Consider the following 22,404-nt stretch of genomic DNA (forward strand, 5'->3'; position numbering starts at 1 on the left):
GTGACAGCGTCACGCCGGCAGTTACCCCGGAGGAAACACCTTTAAATCAACAGGCGACCGAGGAAAGCTTGTTGCTCATGAGAAGGACAGCCTGGCCGGTGCGCGCTGACTGTTGGGCCGCAAGACCCATCTCAACAGCGCGGCGACCGTCTTCCAACGTTACTTCAGGAGCCTGTTTTTCACCCCTTACTACGGCAACGAACCCTTCGTGCTGATAGAAGGTTGAGCCGTTGTGATCTCCAGCGTCGAGAATTGTCGGATCCACTGGAATGTCTATCTGGCGCGGTCCTTTGGGCTGCCGCGGAGACACAACCAATTGAGGCACTGGCGGATCGCCAAGATCCGATGGCCAGAAACGCCCTGGACCTGGAACGAATGCTTCGATCTTTCCTTCAGATCCGATTGCAACCACTTCTTCCTGGTACCGCGAACCTTCTGCAAACATGCAAAGTTCGAGCATGGCACGTGAGCCATTTTCGAAATCAACAATCACATAGCCGTTGTCCAGGATGTCAGGCTGTTCGCCGTCATAAGTCTCGTCCTTGTGATTGGCGTCCTGGCCAGCTGAGGCCATCACACGAACAGGTTCGCTTTTCATGATCAGGCGCATCAGATCGAAAAAGTGGCAACATTTTTCAACGAAGGTGCCCCCGGAATACTTGTTGAACCTGTTCCAGGCACCAACCTTGTCGAGAAACGGAAACCGATGTTCGCGAATGGTCAACATCTTGATCCCACCGGTCGCTTCCTCAGCCTGTTCAATCAGCGCTGCAATCGGCGGCATGTAGCGGTATTCCATGGCGACCCAAACAGGCGCGGGATAGGCCGACTTGAAGGTCTCCAATTCCGCCAGATCTTTCGGGTCGGTGAAAAGCGGCTTTTCGACGAGCAATGGTAGCGGCCGCTTCTTGCGAATCTCCTCCATCTGAGGCACGTGGCAGTGGTTGGGGCTCGCGATCAGGATGCAATCAAGCTCTTCCACTTCCAAAAGCTCGGCAACGGATCCGACAAACTTTGCACCAGGTGCAAACGCTGCGGCCTCGCGGGCCATATCAGCATCCGGCTCAAACACCACGGTCACTTCCGTGTCGGCAAGCAGGGCGATATTGCGCAAATGCTCCTGGCCCATCATTCCGCAGCCAATAACCCCGTATCTTACCTTTGCAGGCATTTCCTTCTCCTAATTCCGGCGGTTTCTTGCCGTCCGCCTATTTCAACCGTTGCACGTAATGCGCCTTGTCCGTATCAAACCAAGTTCGTGAATACTCGACCGGCCTGGCTCTATCGGACCAGCTGAAACGCTCAATATATCCAGTGAGTGTTCCAGGTGTTTTTGAAAAAACGTCCGGAGCCCACTCCGGTACCTTTCCGATCGTCACCCTGTCTTCGGCGCGAACAATCCAAAATCCAAGATGCTTCTGGTAGAAGCGATAGAGAGAGTCTGAAAGCAGATCCTGTCGCACCGTGCCACAGTCACCATCAAGCCAGATTTCCTCCACAGCAATCATGACCTCATTCAGGTAGCGGAGCCTACGAATGCGCGTGCCTTCACGGCTTGTGCCAAAGGTTGGTAGCTCATCCGGCTTGTGCAGGCGGTCGACCGTGAGGATGTCGGCGCGCGGCAAACCGCCTCCGGACAAAAGCTCCAGGCGGAACATCGCATAGACGCTTTCCTGTGTGCCTCCTTGACGTACGTAATTCCCCGAGCCCTGAATTCGCTCAAGTAAGCCTTTATCCGTAAGGTCCGCCAACGCTTTTCGCAAGGTGCCGATGGATATCCCAAGCTCTTCCGCCATGTCTCGCTCTGGTGGCAACCGCTCTCCATCGATCAGCCGCCCAGCAGCGATATCCCTAATCAAAAGCTCGCTGATCTGCACATAAAGCGGCAGCGCTCCGGACGTTTGCGAGTCAGTTGGCATGACGTTTTTGTTGCCTGATTTTCAAAATTGATACACTATTGATTTACATCAAACCGAGTGATATGCAAGAAGAAATCGAAGGCAAAATGAAGCCATTCGAAAACAAACGAAAACACCCCGGTAGCCGCTCGAAGGCAAGATCCGAGGGTTGAAATGGTCAGTCCCAGGGAGGCACTTTATGACCGTAGTCCCAGTCACTTCGCCGGACCTTGATGCAGCGGAAGTTTCCTGGTTTGCCGCACTTTGCTCCGACGACTATCAGTTCCTGGGAGTGCCGGAGGGCGATCTGCGTTCTTCGTGGGAGCATTGCTCCTCAATTGTGAAGACAGCGGAAGCACAGGGCTTTCGAAACATTCTGTGCCCGTCCTCTTATCAGGTGGGTCAGGACACGTTGAGTTTCGTTGCCGGCTGCGCACCGATCACCGAGAAAATCAATCTTCTGGCCGCAGTGCGCTGTGGCGAGATGCAGCCGATCATGCTGGCGCGGACAATCGCGACGCTCGATCACATGCTCGAAGGCCGTCTTACAGTGAATATCATTTCGTCCGACTTTCCGGGCGAACAGGCAGACAGCGGCTACCGGTATCAGCGCTCACGAGAAGTTGTTGAAATCCTGAAACAGGCCTGGACACAGGACGAAATCAACTACGAAGGCGAGATCTACAACTTCAAGAACCTGACAACGGATCCGGTCCGGCCTTACCAGACCGGCGGCCCCCTGCTCTATTTCGGTGGCTACTCGCCTGCAGCACTCGAGCTTTGCGGACAACATTGCGACGTCTATCTGATGTGGCCTGAAACTATGGGTGAGCTGGAAGGCCGTATGAAAGCGGTCAATTCTGTTGCGGAGAATTACAACCGCACTCTCGATTACGGCCTGCGGGTACATATGATCGTGCGGGATACGGAAAAAGAAGCACAGGAATATGCCGACTACATCGTCTCGAAACTCGACGATGCACAAGGCACAGCAATCCGCGAACGCGCTCTCGACGCAAAGTCACTGGGTGTCAGCCACCAGGCAAAGAACCGTGAAGTCGCTGACGAGTTCGGATACATCGAACCAAACCTTTGGACCGGGGTTGGACGTGCCCGCTCGGGCTGCGGCGCTGCGCTTGTTGGTTCCACAGATCAGGTCATGACGAAAATCGAGGGTTACCAGAAGATGGGCATTCGGGCCTTCATCTTCTCAGGCTACCCGCACCTTGAAGAAGCAAAACACTTCGGCGCCCGCGTATTGCCGAATTTGAAAACATGCTCGCTGCCCCATGCCTATGGCCGCGTACCTGCTGAAACACCGGCAACACCACTCGGCAACGGAGTCCGCCGCTGATGAACCGCGTCAAACTTACAGAAACCCTGGAATTTTCCCAACTGATCTACGGCATGTGGCGGCTGGGTGACGACACAGATACGTCTCCTGCTCATGTTGAGCGGAAGATCCAGATTTGCCTTGATCAAGGCATCACGACGTTCGATCAGGCAGACATTTACGGCGGCTACGCTGCCGAAGCGGTGCTCGGCGGTGCATTGAAAGCAAACCCGTCGCTGCGTCAGCGAATGGAAATCGTCACCAAATGTGACATCGTCGCACCCGCAGGACGATATGCCGATGCCAAAGTGAAATACTACGACACCAGCCGTTCCCACATCGAGAAATCCGTCGACATTTCGCTCTCCGAAATGGGCATCGAGACGATAGATCTACTTTTGATCCACCGCCCCGACCCGCTCATGGATCACCATGAGACCGGCGCAACGCTCGACGATCTGATCAAAAGCGGCAAAGTGAAGAATGCGGGTGTTTCCAACTTCCGTCCCTGGGATTGGGAGCTGCTGCAATCGGCTATGTCAAACAAGCTGGTGACCAATCAGATCGAGATCAGTCTGAAAGAAATTTCGCCTTTCACCAACGGTGACCTGGCCTTCCATCAGCGGCTCGGCACGAAGCTCATGGCCTGGTCTCCCCTCGGCGGAGGCGCCCTGATTTCCGAAGGTGGCCAGCTTGGTGCAGTGTTGGACGAAATTGCAGGGGCCCATGGCGTTGATCGCTCTGCGGTGGCGGTCGCATTTCTCTTGGCCCATCCCGCAGGTTTGCTGCCGGTTATGGGCACGAACAATACCGATCGGATCGCAAAGATTTCCGATGCCCTGAAAGTCTCGATAGATCGTGAAACCTGGTATCGGCTCTATGAAGCCGCCCTTGGCAACGAGGTGCCTTGATGACCATGCAAAATGCCAATCATCCCGTAACCTTCGAGCCGGACTCAGACAACACACGGCTGTTGCGCGACGCTTTTGGGCGATTTGCCACCGGGGTTACCGTCGTGACCACGCATTCGGCTGATGGTCCTGTCGGCATTACCGCCAACAGCTTTTCTTCCGTGTCTCTGGAACCGCCGCTTGTGCTCTGGATGCCGGACAAGGGATCGCGGCGTTTTCAGTATTTCGAAGAGGCCGAACACTACGCCATTCACGTCCTCAGCCATCATCAGGCGGAGGTCTGCAATGGTTTCGTGCGCAATGCGCACGCTTTCGATCAGCTGCGACACAGAATAGATGAAAAAGGCATACCGCTGATCGAGAATTGCCTTGCGCGTTTCGAGTGCAAGCGTTTTGCTGCCTATGAGGGAGGCGATCACCTGATTGTTCTGGGTCAGGTATTGCAGGCGGAAATGCGCACCGGTGACGCCTTGACATTTTTCTCGGGCAAGCTCGGGCAAATCGCTCCACGGTAAGGGCGGACTGCGGGGCGATGCTGAGTCCCGCCAGGAGGAAAAACTTGGGAGGGCCCTCATGGGCATTTTGCTGGCGGTGTTAGCACCGTTCGCTTTCGTCAATACGCATTTGTTGCGCATTGGCCGAGCTATAGGCGTCGTCGCTGTCGCCCTGATGGTTGTTGCGATCCTGATTCAGGTCGTATTCCGCTATGTTTTCAACAACGCTCTTCCATGGCCCGATGAGGCCGCTCGTTTCTGCATGCTCTGGATGGCGGGGCTCATGGCACCGACGGCCTTTCGTCGCGGCGGCTTTGTCGCCATTGACATGCTGGGCCAGGCCTTGCCTGCGATGGCGGGAAAGGTGCTGACGCTAGTCCTGCTGCTCATCTCGCTGGCCGTTCTGGTCGTTTCCGTACAAATCGGATATTTTGAGGTGACCGGATTTGGCGGAAAATTCGCGACCGCTTCTCTTTACGTGCCGGGCAATTTCACACTGACAGAATGGATCAGGGTTCCTCGCAGCTGGATGATGCTGTCGATGTTCGTGGGCGTGATCCTGCTAACGCTGGTCAATATCGAACTGATCCTGAGAAACCTTATCTCTCTTTTTGGCGGCGATGACCGGATGCCGGTCATGCCCGATGCAGACATGGCGGGGGCTGACTGATGCTTATCTGGTTCCTGCCCGTCTTTCTTGTCTTCCTGATGATCGGTCTGCCGGTATTCTTCGGCCTCCTGGCAGCGCCGGGTATCCTGCTTTGGCTGAATGGCCAAGAACGGGATATCACCCTTCTCTACCGTAACGTTTACAACGGTATGGACAGTTTTCCTCTGATGGCGATTCCGTTCTTCATGCTTGCGGGCGAGCTGATGAACAAGGGCGGCATCACCATGCGCCTCGTGGAATTTTCACAGGCGCTGATGGGCCACCTGAGGGGCGGCCTTGCTCATGTGAACATTCTGTCTTCGATGCTGTTCGCAGGGCTTTCCGGTTCTGCAGTCGCTGATACGTCAGCTCTCGGGTCAATGCTGATCCCCGCGATGGAGAAGCAGGGCTACACCCGAAAATTTGCCGCTGCCGTTACAGCTGCCTCGTCCGTCATCGGTCCGATCATTCCGCCATCCGGCATCATGATCATTTATGCCTATGTCATGGGTGAAAGCGTCGCCGCGCTGTTTCTGGCCGGCATTGTGCCCGGTGTCATGGTCGGCATCGGCCTGATGCTGATGGTGCGTTTCATGGCGGACAAATACGATCTTCCGAAAGCGCAACGGATCGTCAATCCAGGCCAGTCCATGGCACCGGTTGAAAAATGGTTCTCGTTTGTCGTTCTGCGCATCAACGTTGCCGGTCTTGCAACCGTCGCAGCGACAGGCATAGCTTCCGCGCTCGGATTTGAATCCTTCTCCTACACCGTCACACTCCTTCTCTTTGTCGTGATGATGGTGCTGTCGCATTTCCTGCTTGTCAGCCTGCGCGGCGCGGTTTCAAGTGATTTCCGGGTGGTCTGCAAGAAAGCGGTCGCTCCTTTGCAAACACCGATCATCATCTTGGGCGGTATTTTGTTGGGCGTTTTCACGCCGACCGAAGCAGCCGCGGTCGCCGTCGCCTATGCGCTTCTGATCGGTTTTTTCGTTCTTCATTCCTTGAAGATGAAAGAGATCCCGGGCGTTTTGAACAGGGCCGGAATTACGTCTGCCGTCGTGCTTTTGCTGGTTGGCGCTGCAATGGCCTTCAAGACGGTCGTTAGTCTGAGCCATGCTCCGGAAACAATGGCTGCTTTCGTTCTCAGCCTCACCGAGAACCCGCTGATCCTGCTTTTCCTGATCAACCTTCTGCTTTTCGTCGTAGGCATGTTTCTGGATGCAGGTCCAGCCATCATCATTCTCGGCCCGATCCTCGGCCCCATCTTCACATCCATGGGTGTCGACCCGATCCATTTCGCCATCATCATGAGCGTCAACCTGACCATCGGTCTGGCCACGCCGCCGATGGGGCTCGTTCTGTTTGTCGCGGCATCGGTCTCACGAGAACGGGTTGAGACCATCGCCAAAGCAATTCTGCCGTTCCTGGCGGTAGAGATCGCGGTGATCTTCTTGATCACTTATATCCCGGCACTTTCCATGACGATTCCGCGTCTGACCGGATTTGCCAACTGATTATGAGCTATTAAAGGGAGGTACCTAATGCTCAAATCTGCACTGAAAACGCTCACCGTTGCGGCGATGCTCGCCGGATCGGCCTTGAGTGCCGTTGCCGCGGATTACACGTTGCGCGCAACCGCAAACTCCAACGAAAACGACGAAGACTATGACGGTCTGGTCGTGTTCAAGAACTTCGTGGAATCCGCCTCGAACGGCGCCATTGAGGTGGAACTCTTCATCGGCACGCAGTTGTGCTCAAACGGTGCCGAGTGTCTTCAGGGTGTTGCTGGCGGCGCGATCGACATCTACATTTCGACTTCCGGCGGTGCATCGGGCATCTTCCCGTATGTGCAGGTTCTCGACCTGCCTTACATGATGGCTGACGACCGGATTGCCGAGCATGTCCTGTCCGGCGACTTTGTCCGCACGATGCGCGCCATGGCACTGGAAGACAGCCAGAACGCCATTCGCCTCATGACTGTCGGCAACACCGGCGGCTGGCGTAACTTTGCCAACACAAAGCGTCGTGTTGCAAATCCGGCCGATATGGAAGGCCTGAAAATCCGGACCGTGGTCGCCGACCTTCCGCAGGAACTGGTCAAGGCACTTGGTGCTTCGCCAACCCCGATTCCGTGGCCGGAGCTGTTCACCTCCTTCCAGACCGGTGTTGTTGAAGGCTCCAAGAATGGCATCACTGACATCATGGGCATGAAGTTCCCGGATGCCGGCCTGCAGTATGTCACTTTGGACGGCCATGCCTACATGGGCGCACTTTGGTGGATGAGCAACGAGAAGTTCCTCTCCATGCCTGAAGACATGCGCCGCGTCGTCGTCGACGGCTTCTATGCCCTGCAGCAGGCGACTTTCGCGTCTCCGAAGCGCAAGTCCATTCAGGCCTATGAAGACTTCGTTGCCGGTGGTGGCGATCTTTACGTCCCGACCCCGGAAGAGAAAGCAGCCTTCAAAGAAGCTGCTGCTCCCGTTTATGACTGGTTCAAGGACAACGTGAACCGTGGCGGCGAAATCTTCGGCGCATTGGAAGAAGCTGTTGCTGCAGCTGAAACCGACATCAACGGTGCACGCGACGCTGACCTGAACTGATCCTTCGGATCAAAAAAGGAGCCCGGTGATTTGCCGGGCTCCTGCATTTTTGCAAAGCTACTCAGGACGTTTGAATTGACTGTTTCAAGCAATACCTGGGAACATGAAGCCGGCCAAGGCGTTTGACCGCTTTCAAATCAGCGGAACGGATACATCCAAACCTTGTAGTCATCGACCAGGATATGCGCTTTCTCAATCTCATCCTTCGTCATTTTCTTGACCACTTCCTCAAGCGAGATCGCAGCGTCAGGATCGCCGCCGATCGCGGAAAGGGTGTACCACATATAAGCGCGCACAAGGTCGGGTGCCGGCATTCCACGACCGATTTCATAGTACCATCCGACGCCGGACTGAGCTCCCGGATGCCCCTTCATTGCGCTTCGGAGATACCATTCGAACGCCCTCTGATCGTCCCGTTCGACGCCAAGTCCCATCGCGTACATGATGCCGATAAGCTCTTCGGCATCCGCGTTGCCGGACCGCGCAGCCGGCCAGAGTTCCTTCATCGCCTCTTCATAGCGATCGGCCTCCATCAGGTCGCGCGCCTCCTCGATTTCCGCGTGGACAGGCGCGTTCATCACAACAAGCGCCAACAAGGCGGCTTTCAGGGTTTTCGTCATCAGTTCTTGTCGTTCCCCGTTGTTCTTCTCTTGTCAGCCCCGGCATATGCTGCGGAACTACCGCCACCGCTTACTGAAGACAACTTCATCGCCTTCGATCAAAAGCAGGCAGCGCTCGGTCAACTCCTGTTTTACGACAAGATCCTGTCGGGTAACAGGAATATTGCCTGCGCCACGTGCCATCATCCAACGCTTGGAACAGGCGACCGGTTGTCACTTGGCATCGGCGAAGGCGGTGCCGGGCTTGGCAAGGAACGTACGGCCGGTGAAGGCGGCAACCGAATTAAGAAACGGATTCCGCGAAACGCGCCAGGCCTTTGGAATCTCGGTGCAAAAGACCTTCACACGCTCTTTCACGATGGACGTTTGTCGATCGCCGACACCTACGAAAACGGTTTCAATTCTCCAGCGGAAGAATGGCTTCCAGAAGGCCTTGAATCCCTGCTTGCTGCACAGGCGATCTTTCCGCTTGTCGCCCAGTTCGAGATGGCAGGAAATCCGAGAGAAAACGAAGTTGCCGGAGCAGTGCATGATCGCATCGACGCGTCCTGGCCGATCCTTGCCAAACGCGTGCGCGTTATACCCGAGTATGGACGTCTATTTGTCGAAGCGTTTGACCACGTAGACACACCGGATGAAGTGACAATTGCCGAAGTTGCCAATGCGCTTGCTGCTTTCCAGGCCATTGAGTGGGAAAGCTACGACAGCCCTTTTGACAAATACCTGGCAGGTGACAAGACAGCCCTCTCACCCACTCAGAAACGTGGCCTTGAGCTTTTCTATGGGAAGGCGCAGTGCTCCAGCTGTCACTCTGGAAGTCTGCTCAGCGATCAAGAATTCCATGCCATTGGCCTGCCGCCATTCGGGCCAGGCAGAACCCGCCGCTTCGATCCCATGGTACGCGATGTCGGACGTATGGGAGAAAGCGACCGGCTGGAAGATGCCTACAGCTTCCGCACCCCTATGCTGCGCAATGTGGAGCTGACCGGTCCTTATGGCCACAATGGCGCTTATCCAACGCTGGAAGGCATTGTTCGTCATCACCTCGATCCCGATGGAAGCCTGGCTTCATGGCGTCCAGAAACTGCCTCACTTCCCAATGTTCCCTGGCTGGAGGCAATTGATTTTGTCGTCTGGAACGACAAACGGGAAATGGCGCGGCATGCCAGGTTTCGCGACATCGCCCCCATTGCTTTGAGCGACGATGAGATTTCCGATCTGGTTGGCTTCCTGAAAGCTCTGACAGGAACAGCCTCGGTTTCCAATCCTCCCTTCGGCATTCCCAAAAGTGTTCCCAGTGGCTTGCCGATAGACAGATAGGTGTTCCGGCATTGTCCCTTGCCGCAGCTGACCGGTCATCGTGGGCGCTGTGCTTTTCACCGGCCCAGGGCTTTCAATGGGCACATGAGTGTGAAATATAGCTTCGACTTCATATATTCGGCACAGACGGGCTCACGCGCCCGATAAAACTGTCGACGGACTGCCCTTAAAGGCCAAAATTTCGAAAGCGTTTGGATGAAAAGCTACATCACCACTCCGATCTACTACGTCAATGGATCCCCGCATATCGGTCACGCCTTCACTTCCGTGATGGCTGACATCTTGAAGCGGAACCGTGAGGCGCTGGGGTATGAGCTGATGCTGTCCACCGGCGTTGACGAGCATGGCCAAAAAAACCAGGAAGCTGCTGGCGACCTCGGAATGCCTGTCGAGGCGTTTCTCGACATGCGCTGCAAGGAATTCCGCGACGTTTTCGACAAACTGGACGTGCGGTACGACTATTTTGTCCGGACAAGTCGTGAGGGGCACAAGGCGGCCGTTGGCGGCATGGAGCAGTCGATCTTCGACAAGGGGCTGATCGTCAAGAAGAATTACACCGGCACCTACTGCAAGGGCTGCGAAGAGTTCAAAAAGGAATCCGATCTCACTGAAGACGGTCAGTGCCCACTGCATCCGACCATGAAGGTGGAGCATACGGAAGAGACCAACTACTTCTTGAAAATGGAGCCGTTTCGCGAGCAACTGCTGAAGCATATTGCCGACAACCCGGACTTCGTACAGCCTGAAGCGTTCCGAAACGAATTGAAACAGATGCTGTCAGATCCCCTTGAGGATCTTTGCATCTCGCGCCCAAAATCCCGCGTAACCCTTGGTGTCGACCTGCCGTTCGATACCGAGTTCGTCACCTATGTCTGGTTCGACGCGCTTGCCAACTATCTGACCAACATTGACTGGCCAGACACCAAGTATGCAACCTGGTGGGCAGAATGCGAACATCTGATCGGCAAGGACATTTTGAAACCTCACGGGGTTTACTGGCCGATCATGCTGATGGCCGCAGGTCTTCCGCTGCCAAAGAAACTCTCGGTGCACAGCCACTGGGTGGGTGCTGGCGGCGTGAAAATGTCAAAGTCCATCGGCAATGTCGTTGATCCGATCGAAGTGATCGAGAAACTCGGCGTTGATGCCCTGCGCTGGTATCTTGCGCGCCATATGCGCGCAGACAGCGACAGCCAGATTTCGGTCGAGCTGATCACGCAAAGCTATAACAGTGAACTGGGCAACAAGATCGGCAACCTTCTGTCTCGCGCTGCAAAGTTCTCCAAGGCGCGGTTCGATGGCACTTTGCCTGTTCCGGGGCCGCTGTCGGCTCAGGACGAAGCCATTCGCAAAGCGGTCGTGGATGCAACAGCGGGATTGGGTGAATGGATCGATCTCGCGGACATACCGGCGAGAATGCAGTCGATCATCACTGTCGCGGATGAAATGAACAACTATTTCGCCGAGCAGGCTCCCTGGGAACTCATCAAGAATGATGACACCAGAGAACGTTGCCAAACGGTGATTTATGTGACGCTCGACAGCCTGCGGGTCGTGATGGAAGCCCTGCAACAGGTCATTCCAGAATCCGCCAGTCGCGCGCTGAACATGCTCAACGCACCTGACGCGGCTCAGCCCTGGAAGCCGGAACTGGACAAGCTTCTCGGCGGTGGTGACCTTGGCGAGATTGAGACCCTGTTCCCACGCGTACAATAACAGCGCTAATGCAAATTTCTAAAACGCCCCAGCCGGGGCGTTTTTTCTATCGACTAGATCAGCCCGGCTGCCTCCATTGCCTGATCGAGTGCCTTCTTCGTCTCGTCGGCAATCGGGGTCAGCGGCAAGCGAACCTCATCGGTACAATGGCCGAGCCTGGACAAGGCATATTTGACACATGCTGCCGGCGGTTCCAGAAACACGGCGCTATGCAGAGGCAATAGTCGATCCTGAAGCGCTCGTGCACGGCTCAGGTCTTCCGCAAGTGAGGCTTCCTGAAATTCGGCGCACAGGCGCGGAGCGACATTGGCGGTGACTGAAATGCACCCGCTTCCACCGTGTGCATTGAAGCCGAGGACAGCTGCATCTTCCGCGCTGAGCTGGAGGAAGTCTTTCCCGCACTTGGCGCGTTGCTGACTGACCCGCTCCATGCTGCCGGTTGCATCCTTGACGCCGATTATTCGCGGCCAGCGGGCCATCTGAGCCATTGTGTCGGGCAAGATATCAATCACGCACCGTCCGGGAATATTGTAGATAATGATCGGCAGATTGCTGTTGTCATGCAGCACCTGGTAGTGGCTCAAAAGGCCTGCCTGGTTCGGTTTATTGTAGTAGGGAGTGACGATAAGCGCTGCATCAGCGCCAACACTCTCGGCGTGTTGCAGCATGTCCAGAGATTGAGCGGTTGCGTTCGAGCCAGTTCCGGCGATCACCGGGAGCCTGCCAGCCGTGAATTCTACGACACGTTTCAAGATGTCTTTGTGTTCCAACTTCGAAACTGTCGGACTTTCGCCGGTCGTGCCCACTGCAACGATTCCGTGACTGCCTTCATCGACATGCCACTCGATAAGGCGTTCCAACGCTTCGTAGTCCACCTTGCCGTTCTTGAAAGGGGTCACAAGAGCAGGAATGGATCCTTTAAAGTCCGGCATTGTGGTCTCCCGCCTGCGGCACATTTCAATGCGCCGCTCCGTATCTGGTCATGTTCAAGAACGAAGCTGTGACACTAAACGGCTCGCAATTGCAACCGGTGCAATAGCCAGGACACGTTTGTCCGAGCCCGCAAGTCTCGCGTCTGCTTGCTCCGGAAGGAGGCCTTCACGGGTCTATGCGGCCAGAAAGTTCAACCGCTCATCCAGTCTTGCAGGTGTGATTTCAAGGATGTCGGCGCTGACCACCTCTTCCGCAACAAACGGGTCTGTTGATACAAACCTCTCCAGGTCGTCGCGTGAAACCTGGTGCGCGAGGATACCACCTCCCTGACTGGGCTGCAGGCTGCCCACCATCAGAAAAAAACCTTGATCAAATCCGCGCTGTATCCAGGCTTTGTGCTCGGCCATAAGCTCAACTGCCCTATTTCTGTTCTTAGAAAATTTCAGTGTGACAACAAACATCTTTCGCTCACCTCGCAACTTTGATTGTGACGTTCAATTGGTAGTGGAAATTCGGCTAGTGGCGGCAGCGACGCCCTTTAGCCAGTGAGTGATTTGCTCGACCTCACGGCGTACATACGCATCGTCACCGAATGCCTGCGCAAGGCTCGCCACACCCTGGCTCCAACCTAAAACGTGAAGTGCATGCGCCTCGGCTTCCTCGCCACAGCCAAGCACATCGAATTGACGCTGGAGCCAATTGCGAAAGAGAGCCATGATTTTGTTGGCCCTGCCCGATGAGGGATGATCCAGCTTCGCAAGTTCGGCTGTCATCGTGCCGACCGGGCAGCCGTAAGCCATTATCTTTGACTGGTTCACAATGACGATGCGTATAAAGCAAATGATGCGCTGGACCGGATCGTCAGCCGTTTCATCCCACTTGGCCAACAGTGTCTCACGGTCAGCCAAGCGCTTGTCGATCACAGCATCGAGGATCTCGTCTTTTGTCTTGAAGTGATAGTAGAAGTTTCCCCGCGAGATGTTCACAGCCTTGGCGATGTCGGCAAACGATGTCTGCCCAAATCCGGCGCTGTAGAACAGGTCATCAGCTGCCTCGATGATCTGTCTCCGGGTTTCGATTGCTGCCATTGCTGCACTTTCCCACTCTTTGACTTGCCTGGCTTTTTAACGTCATTAGGACAATTGACCTAGAATTTAGGACAATCGTCCTATTAAATCAACTCCCTCGAGATTGATCGTGTAGTGTTGCAATCCCAGTTTATGCCAATCGTTGTCGATGAAGGTTCGCGAGCAACCTGCTTTCAAGGCTGCTTGGAAGTCAGGGGATCGAACGCTCACGTCAATGTGAAGAGATACCACCGGCAATCCTGACAGCAGGTTGTCAGGATGCTCTCCCTATTCTCTCCCAGATCCAGGGCGTCAGCCTTTTGACACTGTCGCACCAATTGTTTTTGAAAAAACAATGCGATGAGGATTTTTCATCACCATTTCACGATAAAGGAAGCGAACTTCAACAGTGTTGATTTTCATAAACAATGAGAACTCGGCCCGATTGTCGGCGCATTTTTGCACCGGTGCGGTGCAATTCCCGACATTGGAAAACCGGAAAGCCCGCTTACGTTCAAACCGCTTGGTGGCATTCACAGGCTCGGTCGGGGGCAAGTCGACCGGGATCCGCGTGGAGGAATTGATATGACAAACTTGGACGGGCAGACACAACCGTCGCCGGTTGACGACATTCTGCATCTCTTCAATCGAACCAGATCTCAAACCCTGAAATTGAGCGCCCCATTGAGTGCTGAAGACATGGGCCTTCAATCGATGGAGGACGCTAGTCCTCCCAAGTGGCATCTGGCTCATACGACCTGGTTTTTCGAAGAGTTTATCCTGAAGCCATCGCTCCCCGGCTATCAGCCGATTGATGATCGTTTCGCCCAGCTCTTCAATTCCTACTATGTGCAGGCCGGCCCAAGGCACACGCGTTCCAAGCGCGGACTTTTGTCCCGTCCTTCGGCAGAAGACGTGATGAATTACCGCAATCACGTCGAAGATGCCGTTCGTCACGGACTGATGACCGATGCATTCGACCTAGACGAACCAAAGCTTGAAGAACTGATCACGCTTGGTTGCCACCATGAAATGCAGCATCAGGAACTTCTGGTAACCGATCTTTTGCACGCCTTTTCCTACAATCCGCTGCTTCCGGCCTATTGCGAACCGAAGCCGCTCCCGGTGACACCGGCACGTGACCTGAGCTGGGCCAGCTTTGACGGTGGACTTCTGCAAATCGGGCATGCCGGAGACGGATTTGCCTATGACTGCGAAGGACCTCGCCACAAAGTCTGGCTCAATCCATACAGGCTGGCCAATCGACCCGTGTCCAATGGCGAGTGGATCGCCTTCATGGAGGACGGTGGCTACGAAACCCAAACGCTCTGGCTGATGGAAGGCTGGGCGGTCAAGGAACAGAACGCTTGGGACACACCGCTATACTGGTGGAAGCAGGATGGCGAATGGTGGACATACACCTTGCAGGGTCCACGCCCTGTCGATCCGTCTGCGCCCGTTGTCCATGTCAGCTACTATGAAGCCGATGCGTTTGCCCGTTGGGCAGGTCATCGCCTTCCAAGCGAGGCAGAATGGGAAGCTGCCGCCGAGCCAACCGCAATTGATGGAAACTTCCTGGACACCGGGGTGCTTTTGCCGACCGGACAAAAGGACAGTCTTTGGGGGGATGTTTGGCAATGGACATCAAGCGCTTTTTCACCCTACCCCGGCTTCAAGCCGCCGGAAGGTGCAATCGGCGAATACAACGGCAAGTTCATGGTGAACCAGATGGTTCTCCGAGGCGGATCCTGCGCAACACCCAAGCTGCAAATGCGCGCCTCTTATCGCACCTTTTTCTATCCACACCAGCGTTGGCAAATGCTGGGCCTCAGACTGGCGGCTGACCAATGAGCAAACACGTTCCCCCTGTCTCTCACAATGATGCGTTCCGATCCGATGTGTTGTCGGGCCTGGGAGCAGATCAAAAGCGGCTTTCCAGCAAGTGGCTTTACGATGATGTCGGCTCACACCTCTTCGAAGCCATAACCGAGTTGGATGCCTACTATCCAACTCGCACGGAATTGACCATTCTGGAAGAGAATGTCGACAAGTACCGGAAGTTACCCGGCGCACGTGGCGCCATGGTTGAACTGGGTAGCGGCTCAAGCCGAAAGACCAATTTGCTGCTTGGTGCCTTTCCTGATCTGTCGGTCTATATGCCAATCGACATTTCGGCCAATCACCTGAAAGAGGCCGCGGAGCGTGTTCGAAGGGCATTTCCCTCCCTCGCCGTTATTCCTGTTGCGGCGGATTTCACCGAACCTCTGGGTCAGCTGCCGCTATTACCGGAATTACCGGTTCTGGTGTTCTTCCCCGGTTCAACCATCGGCAACTTCGAAAGGGCTGATGCTGCCAGCCTTTTGAAGAACATTCGGACGGTAATGCCGAACGCGACTATGATTGTCGGTGTAGACCGCCCAAAGGCACAGGAGGTCCTGATTGAGGCCTATGATGACCCTGCCGGGGTTACAGCTGCTTTCAATCAGAACATTCTGCAGCGCATCAATCGCGATCTGAACGGTCGGTTTGACCTTTCGGCTTTCGAACACAAAGCGGTCTGGAACGCTGAAGACAGCCGGATCGAAATGCATCTTGTCAGCAAATGCACACAATCGGTCGACGTTGGAGGGGTGACCTTCACTTTCCAGGAAGGCGAGACAATCCACACTGAAAACTCGCACAAATACGGTGAAGACGCGTTTGCCGAAATTGCTGATGAGGCCGGTTGGCGGATTCTGAGTGCCGATACCGACCACGACGGCTATTTCGCGGTCTACACAATGCAGGCTTTGTAACGCGAAGTGTTTTTAAGGATATTGCCGTCAGCGCTCGGTGATTGCCAGCCTGACGGCAAGTCCGACAAAGACAACGCCTGCAAGGCGATTGAGCCAGATCTGGGCGCTTGGAGACTGCCTCAAGTAGGTGCCGATCAAGCCGCCGCCCAAGGCCACTGCCCCGAAAACCAGGATCGTCGCAACGATGAACAGCCCCCCGAACAGCATGATCTGAATCGGCACCGACCCTCTTGCCGGATCGGCAAACTGCGGCAGGAATGCCAAAAAGAAGATGGCAACTTTTGGATTGGTGACATTCATAATGATGCCGCGGCGAAAAAGTGCAGGCAACGGCAAGGATGGCGTGCCCTGCATATTCAGATCCGCCCCACCTGCCCGAAAAGCCTGGAACGCCAGATAGATCAGGTAGGCTGCACCGACGAATTTCAGCAATGTGAAAGCCAACACTGACGTTTCGAAGATCGCGGCGACACCCAACGCAACTGCAACGCTGTGAACGATCAAGCCCATGCATAGACCAAGGGTGACAACCAAGCCGGCAAGCCTGCCATAAAGAGCGGACTGGGTAAGAACAAAAATGTTGTCTGGCCCGGGCACTAAACCAAGCGCGATCGCAGCGGCAAAAAAGACTGTCAGAACATCGAATGGAATCACAACCGGCTTCCTTTGGTAGCCCCAAGCTTCGTCGGTGATTGAGACTGGCGTCAAGAACTCTGTGCTTCGGGCCTTATTACCACGGGCCGACGAGCGGCAACCAACGAATTGGCACTCGTTCAGTGCGCCCAATATAACGAACGAGTACGCCCCGGCATTCCTCAAATCTGACAATCGCAAAAGAAACAAAAGCTTCCGCAACGAAACATTTGTTTCATGGTTTGACTTTCAAAAAAACAAATGAAACAGTAACCGAATGGAAACTATTTCGCCGCCCCAGATAAGGACAGCGATCTCGGCGAACTACGCCGAGCTGAGTGACACACTTCGTGTCGCGGCGGATTATATTGCCGAAAACCAGGTTGAAATTGCAACCCGCAGCCTGCGGTCGGTTGCGTCTGCCAGCGGCGTGTCTCCAGCGAGTTACACCCGTCTCGCGCGGGCATTGGGTTTTTCAGACTACGAGGCTCTTAGGGAACAGGCCCGCTCGGAAATCAGCCGACGTGGCAGCGGGTCCTTTCAGGACAAGGCCCGGAAACTGCAATCCTACGCGGACCAGCCGTTGCTGCCGCGTCAGGTTTCTGCCTGCATCGACAATATCAAGGCGCTCGTGGACGACATTGATCCGTCCACACTGGACGCAACGGTTAAGCAGCTTGAACGGTCGCGCAGGATCATCCTGATCGGCGCTCTTGCCTCGGCAGGTTTCACCGATTACTTCGCCTATCTCGCCAAATGGTTTGATGACAGGTGGATCGTCGCCGGTCGCAACGGCGCAACGCTTGGAAGTACGCTTGCTGGAGTGTCTTCCAAAGATACTGTGATTGTCATCTCGAAACATCCCTACGCACATCGTTCTGTTCGCGCGGCAGAGGTCGCAGCGGCGAGCGGTGCCAAAGTGGTGGTCCTGACTGACAGCCACGCGTTTCCAGGATTACAATTCGCCGACTTTCACTTCGTACAACGCACTGAAAGTCCTCACTTTTTCTCATCTTACGCGGCCACTCTTGTGCTGATAGAAACGATAACAGGCATGTTGGTCGCGCGAGCCGGATCCGATGCAGAAGCCCGGATCCAAGACGTCGAGAAGCACAACCGCTTGCTCGACGAATTTGAAAACGTCTAAGGTGGCAACGACCATTTTAGGCTTAGAAAACTTGAATAAGAGGGAAGCCTAGTCAAATGATGATGAAAATGAACCTTGCAGGCGCTGTAATGGCGACCAGCATTGCATTCACGGGCGCCGCCTCCGCGGAGGAATTCATCACCATCGGCACTGGTGGTGTGACTGGCGTTTATTACCCGACCGGCGGCGCAATCTGCCGATTGGTCAACAAAGGCCGAAAGGATCATGGGATCCGTTGTTCGGTCGAATCGACTGGTGGTTCTGTTTACAACATCAACACTGTTCGTGAAGGCGAGCTGGAATTTGGTGTGGCACAGTCCGATTGGCAGTATCACGCTTACAACGGCACTTCCAAGTTTGAAGAAAAAGGTCCGTTTGAAGGCCTTCGTGCTGTGTTCTCCGTGCATCCGGAGCCGTTCACGGTTGTCGCGCGTGCGGATTCAGGCATCAAGAACTTCGAAGACCTGAAAGGCAAGCGCGTCAACATCGGCAACCCGGGTTCCGGTCAGCGCGGCACCATGGAAGTTCTGATGGAAGCAATGGGCTGGACCACGGACGATTTCACGCAGGCCACCGAGCTGAAGGCTGCTGAGCAGTCCGCTGCGCTTTGCGACAATCAGATCGACGCGATGATCTACACTGTGGGTCACCCGTCCGGTTCTATTCAGGAAGCCACGACTGCATGTGACTCCGTTCTGGTGAATGTGGGTGGTGAAACTGTCGACAAACTGGTCGCAGACAACAGCTACTACCGTACAGCCACCATTCCAGGCGGCATGTATCGCGGCAACGATGCAGACACCGGCACATTCGGTGTTGGCGCAACCTTCGTAACCTCCGCAGACGTTTCCGAAGACACAGTCTACACGCTGGTGAAGTCCGTCTTTGAAAACTTCGATGCGTTCAAGAAGCTGCATCCGGCATTCGCCAACCTGAAGCCTGAAGAAATGGCTCAGGACGGCCTGTCCGCACCGCTTCATCCGGGCGCTGCGAAATATTACAAAGAGCAGGGCTGGATCAACTAAGTTCCTGTCTTTCAAAAATACGGGTCCGGAATTTCCGGGCCCGTTCTATAGCGCCGGTCCTATTTCCATTCTTCATGACCGATTGCGCTTTCAAGAATTATAAAGTCTGATCTAGGTGCAGGACTGCCTCCTGCCCGATCGTTGAATTTGAACAGTGCCGGCGCTGTTGATCAGCCGGATGACCGGGGGAATTTTAATGTCAGAGCAGAACCAACAGAACGGGCAGGCAAAGGGGCAAGGCCTTTCTGAAGAAGAACTTCAAGAACTTGTTGCCGCCTCTGATTCCGGATCGAGAAACCCTGCCGGTGCGGTCGGTCTGCTTATAGCCGGCATTGCCCTGACATGGTCGTGCTTTCAGGTCCTGCTGGCCTCTCCGATCGTCTACAATGTTTTGCCTTCGGACTTGATCAACAACAGCCGTCAGTTTCACCTGGCGTTCTCAATGTTTCTGGCATTCATGGCCTACCCGGCTCTGAAATCGAGCCCACGCCATCATGTACCTATTCAGGACTGGATCCTTGCCCTGTTTGGGGCCTTCATCGCGCTCTACGGCTTCTTCTTCTATGAGAAGATCGTCAACAACGGTGGCCTGGCTGATCATACCGACAAGTGGTTTGCGCTGGCCGGTATAATTGTCCTGTTCGAAGCCGCCAGGCGCGCGCTCGGCCCGGCAATGGCGATCGTGGCAACGATCTTCCTGCTCTACGTCTTCTTCGGTTCTTCACCCTGGGTGCCGGAAGTCATCCGCTGGAAGGGGGCATCCCTTCAAAAGGCGATGAGCCACATGTGGATCACATCCGAAGGCGTATTCGGAATTGCGCTCGGCGTTTCCACAAAATTTGTATTCCTGTTCGTTCTGTTTGGTGCGCTGCTGGATAAGGCGGGCGCAGGCAACTACTTCATCAAGATGGCGTTCGGTGCGCTTGGTCACCTTAAAGGCGGCCCGGCAAAGGCTGCTGTCGTGGGCTCAGCGGCGACTGGCCTGATTTCAGGTTCGTCCATCGCCAACGTTGTCACTACAGGCACATTCACCATTCCTTTGATGAAGCGGGTCGGCTTTACCTCCGAACAGGCCGGTTCTGTCGAAGTCGCCTCTTCGGTCAACGGTCAGATCATGCCACCGGTTATGGGCGCTGCGGCCTTCCTGATGGTTGAATATGTCGGCATTTCCTATGTTGAAGTGATCACCCACGCGTTCCTACCAGCTCTGATTTCCTATATCGCGCTGGTCTATATCGTGCATTTGGAAGCCGTGAAGCGAAACATGCCGACAATCGGTCACAAGGCCGTTTCGACGCTGCGCACTGTACTTGGCATGTTCTTTTTCTTCGCCGGATTTGCCGTACTTTGTTACGTCATCCAGTTCCCGATCGGCTGGATCGTCGCACTCGTGCCTGCCGGTGCCAGCTGGATACTTGCAGCTCTGGTTTTCGTTGCCTATCTGGCACTTCTCAAGCTGGCAGCCAGCGTTGACGACCTTCATCCGGACGATCCGAATGCAAAGGAAATCACGCTTCCGGAGATCTCCGAGATCTACAAAGCCGGCCTCTACTATCTGCTGCCGATCATTGTGCTGGTCTACTTCCTGATGATCGAGCAGAAGTCGCCGGGCCTCTCAGCCTTCTGGGCCACAGCGCTGCTCTTCGTGATCCTGCTCACGCAACGTCCGATCAAGGCAATTTTCCGCGGCGAAAATGAAATGGTCGAAGCGTTCAAGGAAGGGGTCAGCGACCTTGTCCACGGCATGATTGACGGTGCCCGTAACATGATCGGCATCGGCCTTGCCACGGCGACCGCTGGTGTGATCGTCGGCACTGTGACATTGACCGGCATCGGGCAGGTCATGGCTGATCTCGTCGAGTTCGTTTCCGGCGGCAATCTGGTCCTGATGCTGGTGTTTGTCGGCGTACTCTCGCTGGTGCTCGGCATGGGCCTTCCAACAACAGCAAACTACATTGTCGTGTCTTCGTTGATGGCTGGTGTCGTGGTCGAGCTTGGGGCTCAATCCGGCCTGATTGTGCCGTTGATTGCCGTGCACCTGTTCGTGTTCTATTTCGGAATCATGGCGGACGTGACGCCACCCGTGGGGCTTGCCTCCTTCGCTGCGGCCGCGGTGTCGGGAGGCGACGCGATAAAGACGGGCTTCACCGCCTTCTTCTATTCGCTGCGTACAGTCGCATTGCCATTCGTGTTCATCTTCAACACCGATCTTTTGTTGATCGATGTTGGCTGGATACAGGGCATAATCGTCTTCATTGTCGCCACCGTCGCGATCCTGGTGTTCACAGCCGGGACCATGGGACACTTCATTACGCGCAACAAAATCTACGAGAGCATTGCTCTGGTTCTGGTCGCGTTCGTTCTGTTCCGTCCGGACTTCTTCATGAACAGGATCCAGCCTCCGTTTGAGCAAGTTCCGCCAACCGAATTTGTTCAGGCTGTCGGAAATGCGCCTGCAGGCGAGGAAATCCGTGTAGAGGTCAGCGGTCCCGATTTCGATACTGGCCTGACGACGGCAACGACTCTTGTGTTGTCACCAGGAAGCGAGGATGGCGGCGATGCGCGTCTGAGTGCGCTTGGCCTGACCGTTCTTGAAGAAGACGGCGTTCTCAAGCTGGAAGAGCCTTTCCCGGGCACACCATTCTTCGAGGCCATGAGCAACTTTGACTTCTATGCCGATGAACCGGTTATCATCGATACAGCCCAGATCGAGGTCGCCCAATTGCCCAAGGAACTGATCTTCATTCCCGGCTTTGCACTTCTGATACTGATTTATCTGGTTCAGCGCGCTCGTGCTGGCCGCCTGGAAGGAGCACCGGCATGACCGTCAAATCCATTTTGTGCGCAATCGATGTCTCCCACCAGGACGACATGCAGGTTCTGGAAACCGCAGACAAACTCGCGCGCCTCGACGAAGCACAGCTTGATGTGATCACCGTTGTGCCGAACTTCGGTGTCACCCTCGTCAGCTCCTATTTCGACGAGAATTTTCAAGGAGAGATGGTCTCCAAAACGCGTCAGGCATTGACTGACACGGTTGGAAGGGTACTCGGACCGGAGCGCAACAAGGATGTCAGGCATCTGGTTGCGGCCGGGTCCATCTACGAAGAAATCCTGGAAGCTGCGAGGCAGGCTGGTTCGGACCTTATTGTGATTGGAGCTCACAAACCGGACTTAAAAGAGTTCCTGCTTGGCCCGAACGCAGCTCGCGTTGTCCGGCACTCCAACTGCTCAGTTTATGTCGTGCGTGGCTAGTGCGGGCA

The 22,404-nt window shown here is 55.1% G+C and carries 21 protein-coding genes; 14 read left to right on the forward strand and 7 right to left on the reverse strand.

Annotation, left to right across the window (positions count from 1 at the left end; genetic code table 11):
* Window positions 1–46 precede the first annotated feature (46 nt).
* Together K1718_RS19060 and K1718_RS19065 are read right to left on the reverse strand one after the other, a co-directional pair.
* Window positions 47–1,171 carry a Gfo/Idh/MocA family protein gene (locus K1718_RS19060; protein ID WP_152502464.1) on the reverse strand — a complete coding sequence of 375 codons (1,125 nt, stop codon included), beginning with the start codon at window positions 1,169–1,171 and terminating at the stop codon, window positions 47–49.
* A gap of 37 nt (window positions 1,172–1,208) precedes the next feature.
* Window positions 1,209–1,919 carry a GntR family transcriptional regulator gene (locus K1718_RS19065; RefSeq protein WP_265681190.1) on the reverse strand — a complete coding sequence of 237 codons (711 nt, stop codon included), beginning with the start codon at window positions 1,917–1,919 and terminating at the stop codon, window positions 1,209–1,211.
* A gap of 178 nt (window positions 1,920–2,097) precedes the next feature.
* Here K1718_RS19065 and K1718_RS19070 point away from each other — a divergent pair, with 178 nt between their 5' ends.
* Genes K1718_RS19070 through K1718_RS19095 form a run of 6 tightly spaced genes read left to right on the forward strand, consistent with a single transcriptional unit; the run spans window position 2,098 to window position 7,885 of the window.
* Window positions 2,098–3,252, forward strand: a complete 1,155-nt coding sequence (locus K1718_RS19070; RefSeq protein ID WP_265681189.1) for an LLM class flavin-dependent oxidoreductase — start codon at window positions 2,098–2,100, stop codon at window positions 3,250–3,252.
* Window positions 3,252–4,142, forward strand: coding sequence for an aldo/keto reductase (locus K1718_RS19075; protein WP_265681188.1), 891 nt, complete (start codon window positions 3,252–3,254; stop codon window positions 4,140–4,142). Before K1718_RS19070 ends, K1718_RS19075 begins: the two co-directional genes overlap by 1 nt.
* The gene (locus tag K1718_RS19080; protein ID WP_265681187.1) at window positions 4,142–4,657 is read left to right on the forward strand and encodes a flavin reductase family protein; all 516 of its coding nucleotides are present in this window, start codon (window positions 4,142–4,144) and stop codon (window positions 4,655–4,657) included. The genes K1718_RS19075 and K1718_RS19080 overlap by 1 nt, the downstream gene beginning before the upstream one ends.
* A 58-nt stretch (window positions 4,658–4,715) precedes the next feature.
* Window positions 4,716–5,306, forward strand: coding sequence for a TRAP transporter small permease (locus K1718_RS19085; RefSeq protein ID WP_265681186.1), 591 nt, complete (start codon window positions 4,716–4,718; stop codon window positions 5,304–5,306).
* Window positions 5,306–6,799, forward strand: a complete 1,494-nt coding sequence (locus K1718_RS19090) for a TRAP transporter large permease (protein ID WP_265681185.1) — start codon at window positions 5,306–5,308, stop codon at window positions 6,797–6,799. Before K1718_RS19085 ends, K1718_RS19090 begins: the two co-directional genes overlap by 1 nt.
* Window positions 6,800–6,826: 27 nt before the next feature.
* Window positions 6,827–7,885: a TRAP transporter substrate-binding protein gene (locus K1718_RS19095; RefSeq protein WP_152502471.1), complete on the forward strand. Its 1,059-nt coding sequence runs from the start codon at window positions 6,827–6,829 to the stop codon at window positions 7,883–7,885.
* Window positions 7,886–8,022: 137 nt separating this feature from the next.
* On the opposite strand, the gene K1718_RS19100 is transcribed toward K1718_RS19095, so the two are convergent.
* A complete protein-coding gene (locus tag K1718_RS19100; protein WP_173006079.1) occupies window positions 8,023–8,505 on the reverse strand; it encodes a tetratricopeptide repeat protein in 483 nt (160 codons plus the stop codon).
* Between the two features lie 6 nt (window positions 8,506–8,511).
* On the opposite strand from K1718_RS19100, the gene K1718_RS19105 reads away from it, so the two are divergent.
* Complete coding sequence (locus K1718_RS19105; RefSeq protein WP_265681184.1) at window positions 8,512–9,825, forward strand: cytochrome-c peroxidase; 1,314 nt, start codon at window positions 8,512–8,514, stop codon at window positions 9,823–9,825.
* Window positions 9,826–10,020: 195 nt separating this feature from the next.
* Window positions 10,021–11,541 (forward strand): methionine--tRNA ligase, encoded by a 1,521-nt coding sequence (locus K1718_RS19110; RefSeq protein ID WP_265681183.1) that lies wholly within the window; start codon window positions 10,021–10,023, stop codon window positions 11,539–11,541.
* 53 nt (window positions 11,542–11,594) lie between these two features.
* Here K1718_RS19110 and dapA read toward each other — a convergent pair whose 3' ends face one another.
* The 3 genes from dapA to K1718_RS19125 form a co-directional block, all read right to left on the reverse strand.
* Window positions 11,595–12,473, reverse strand: coding sequence for a 4-hydroxy-tetrahydrodipicolinate synthase (gene dapA / locus K1718_RS19115; protein ID WP_265681182.1), 879 nt, complete (start codon window positions 12,471–12,473; stop codon window positions 11,595–11,597).
* A gap of 174 nt (window positions 12,474–12,647) precedes the next feature.
* Window positions 12,648–12,881: a YciI family protein gene (locus tag K1718_RS19120; protein ID WP_371419540.1), complete on the reverse strand. Its 234-nt coding sequence runs from the start codon at window positions 12,879–12,881 to the stop codon at window positions 12,648–12,650.
* 87 nt (window positions 12,882–12,968) lie between these two features.
* Window positions 12,969–13,562, reverse strand: a complete 594-nt coding sequence (locus K1718_RS19125) for a TetR/AcrR family transcriptional regulator (protein WP_152502475.1) — start codon at window positions 13,560–13,562, stop codon at window positions 12,969–12,971.
* A 564-nt stretch (window positions 13,563–14,126) separates the two neighbouring features.
* On the opposite strand from K1718_RS19125, the gene egtB reads away from it, so the two are divergent.
* Both egtB and egtD read left to right on the forward strand, forming a co-directional pair.
* Complete coding sequence (gene egtB / locus K1718_RS19130; protein WP_265681180.1) at window positions 14,127–15,392, forward strand: ergothioneine biosynthesis protein EgtB; 1,266 nt, start codon at window positions 14,127–14,129, stop codon at window positions 15,390–15,392.
* A complete protein-coding gene (egtD, locus tag K1718_RS19135) occupies window positions 15,389–16,336 on the forward strand; it encodes an L-histidine N(alpha)-methyltransferase (protein WP_265681179.1) in 948 nt (315 codons plus the stop codon). Before egtB ends, egtD begins: the two co-directional genes overlap by 4 nt.
* 27 nt (window positions 16,337–16,363) lie before the next feature.
* Here egtD and K1718_RS19140 read toward each other — a convergent pair whose 3' ends face one another.
* Window positions 16,364–16,990: a LysE family translocator gene (locus tag K1718_RS19140; protein WP_265681178.1), complete on the reverse strand. Its 627-nt coding sequence runs from the start codon at window positions 16,988–16,990 to the stop codon at window positions 16,364–16,366.
* Between the two features lie 256 nt (window positions 16,991–17,246).
* On the opposite strand from K1718_RS19140, the gene K1718_RS19145 reads away from it, so the two are divergent.
* The 4 genes from K1718_RS19145 to K1718_RS19160 all read left to right on the forward strand — a co-directional run bounded on the left by K1718_RS19145 (window position 17,247) and on the right by K1718_RS19160 (window position 22,396).
* The gene (locus K1718_RS19145) at window positions 17,247–18,116 is read left to right on the forward strand and encodes a MurR/RpiR family transcriptional regulator (protein ID WP_152502478.1); all 870 of its coding nucleotides are present in this window, start codon (window positions 17,247–17,249) and stop codon (window positions 18,114–18,116) included.
* Window positions 18,117–18,172: 56 nt separating this feature from the next.
* Entirely contained in the window at window positions 18,173–19,141 is a 969-nt protein-coding gene (locus K1718_RS19150) for a TAXI family TRAP transporter solute-binding subunit (protein ID WP_173006080.1), read from the forward strand.
* A gap of 196 nt (window positions 19,142–19,337) precedes the next feature.
* Window positions 19,338–21,965: a TRAP transporter permease gene (locus tag K1718_RS19155; protein WP_265681177.1), complete on the forward strand. Its 2,628-nt coding sequence runs from the start codon at window positions 19,338–19,340 to the stop codon at window positions 21,963–21,965.
* Complete coding sequence (locus K1718_RS19160; RefSeq protein ID WP_152502480.1) at window positions 21,962–22,396, forward strand: universal stress protein; 435 nt, start codon at window positions 21,962–21,964, stop codon at window positions 22,394–22,396. The genes K1718_RS19155 and K1718_RS19160 overlap by 4 nt, the downstream gene beginning before the upstream one ends.
* Window positions 22,397–22,404: the final 8 nt, after the last annotated feature.

This window comes from Roseibium porphyridii, assembly GCF_026191725.2.
Taxonomy (GTDB): Bacteria; Pseudomonadota; Alphaproteobacteria; order Rhizobiales; family Stappiaceae; genus Roseibium; species Roseibium porphyridii.

What these genes read in the sequence shown, in the direction of transcription:
- K1718_RS19120 (WP_371419540.1), bottom strand. Translation starts at nt 12,881, where the DNA reads ATGGCCGAGCACAAAGCCTGGATACAGCGCGGATTTGATCAAGGTTTT.
- K1718_RS19075 (WP_265681188.1), top strand. Translation starts at nt 3,252, where the DNA reads ATGAACCGCGTCAAACTTACAGAAACCCTGGAATTTTCCCAACTGATC.
- K1718_RS19145 (WP_152502478.1), top strand. Translation starts at nt 17,247, where the DNA reads ATGGAAACTATTTCGCCGCCCCAGATAAGGACAGCGATCTCGGCGAAC.
- K1718_RS19100 (WP_173006079.1), bottom strand. Translation starts at nt 8,505, where the DNA reads ATGACGAAAACCCTGAAAGCCGCCTTGTTGGCGCTTGTTGTGATGAAC.
- K1718_RS19090 (WP_265681185.1), top strand. Translation starts at nt 5,306, where the DNA reads ATGCTTATCTGGTTCCTGCCCGTCTTTCTTGTCTTCCTGATGATCGGT.
- K1718_RS19060 (WP_152502464.1), bottom strand. Translation starts at nt 1,171, where the DNA reads ATGCCTGCAAAGGTAAGATACGGGGTTATTGGCTGCGGAATGATGGGC.
- egtD (WP_265681179.1), top strand. Translation starts at nt 15,389, where the DNA reads ATGAGCAAACACGTTCCCCCTGTCTCTCACAATGATGCGTTCCGATCC.
- K1718_RS19110 (WP_265681183.1), top strand. Translation starts at nt 10,021, where the DNA reads ATGAAAAGCTACATCACCACTCCGATCTACTACGTCAATGGATCCCCG.
- K1718_RS19125 (WP_152502475.1), bottom strand. Translation starts at nt 13,562, where the DNA reads ATGGCAGCAATCGAAACCCGGAGACAGATCATCGAGGCAGCTGATGAC.
- K1718_RS19155 (WP_265681177.1), top strand. Translation starts at nt 19,338, where the DNA reads ATGTCAGAGCAGAACCAACAGAACGGGCAGGCAAAGGGGCAAGGCCTT.
- egtB (WP_265681180.1), top strand. Translation starts at nt 14,127, where the DNA reads ATGACAAACTTGGACGGGCAGACACAACCGTCGCCGGTTGACGACATT.
- K1718_RS19070 (WP_265681189.1), top strand. Translation starts at nt 2,098, where the DNA reads ATGACCGTAGTCCCAGTCACTTCGCCGGACCTTGATGCAGCGGAAGTT.
- K1718_RS19085 (WP_265681186.1), top strand. Translation starts at nt 4,716, where the DNA reads ATGGGCATTTTGCTGGCGGTGTTAGCACCGTTCGCTTTCGTCAATACG.
- K1718_RS19095 (WP_152502471.1), top strand. Translation starts at nt 6,827, where the DNA reads ATGCTCAAATCTGCACTGAAAACGCTCACCGTTGCGGCGATGCTCGCC.
- K1718_RS19160 (WP_152502480.1), top strand. Translation starts at nt 21,962, where the DNA reads ATGACCGTCAAATCCATTTTGTGCGCAATCGATGTCTCCCACCAGGAC.
- dapA (WP_265681182.1), bottom strand. Translation starts at nt 12,473, where the DNA reads ATGCCGGACTTTAAAGGATCCATTCCTGCTCTTGTGACCCCTTTCAAG.
- K1718_RS19080 (WP_265681187.1), top strand. Translation starts at nt 4,142, where the DNA reads ATGACCATGCAAAATGCCAATCATCCCGTAACCTTCGAGCCGGACTCA.
- K1718_RS19065 (WP_265681190.1), bottom strand. Translation starts at nt 1,919, where the DNA reads ATGCCAACTGACTCGCAAACGTCCGGAGCGCTGCCGCTTTATGTGCAG.
- K1718_RS19150 (WP_173006080.1), top strand. Translation starts at nt 18,173, where the DNA reads ATGATGATGAAAATGAACCTTGCAGGCGCTGTAATGGCGACCAGCATT.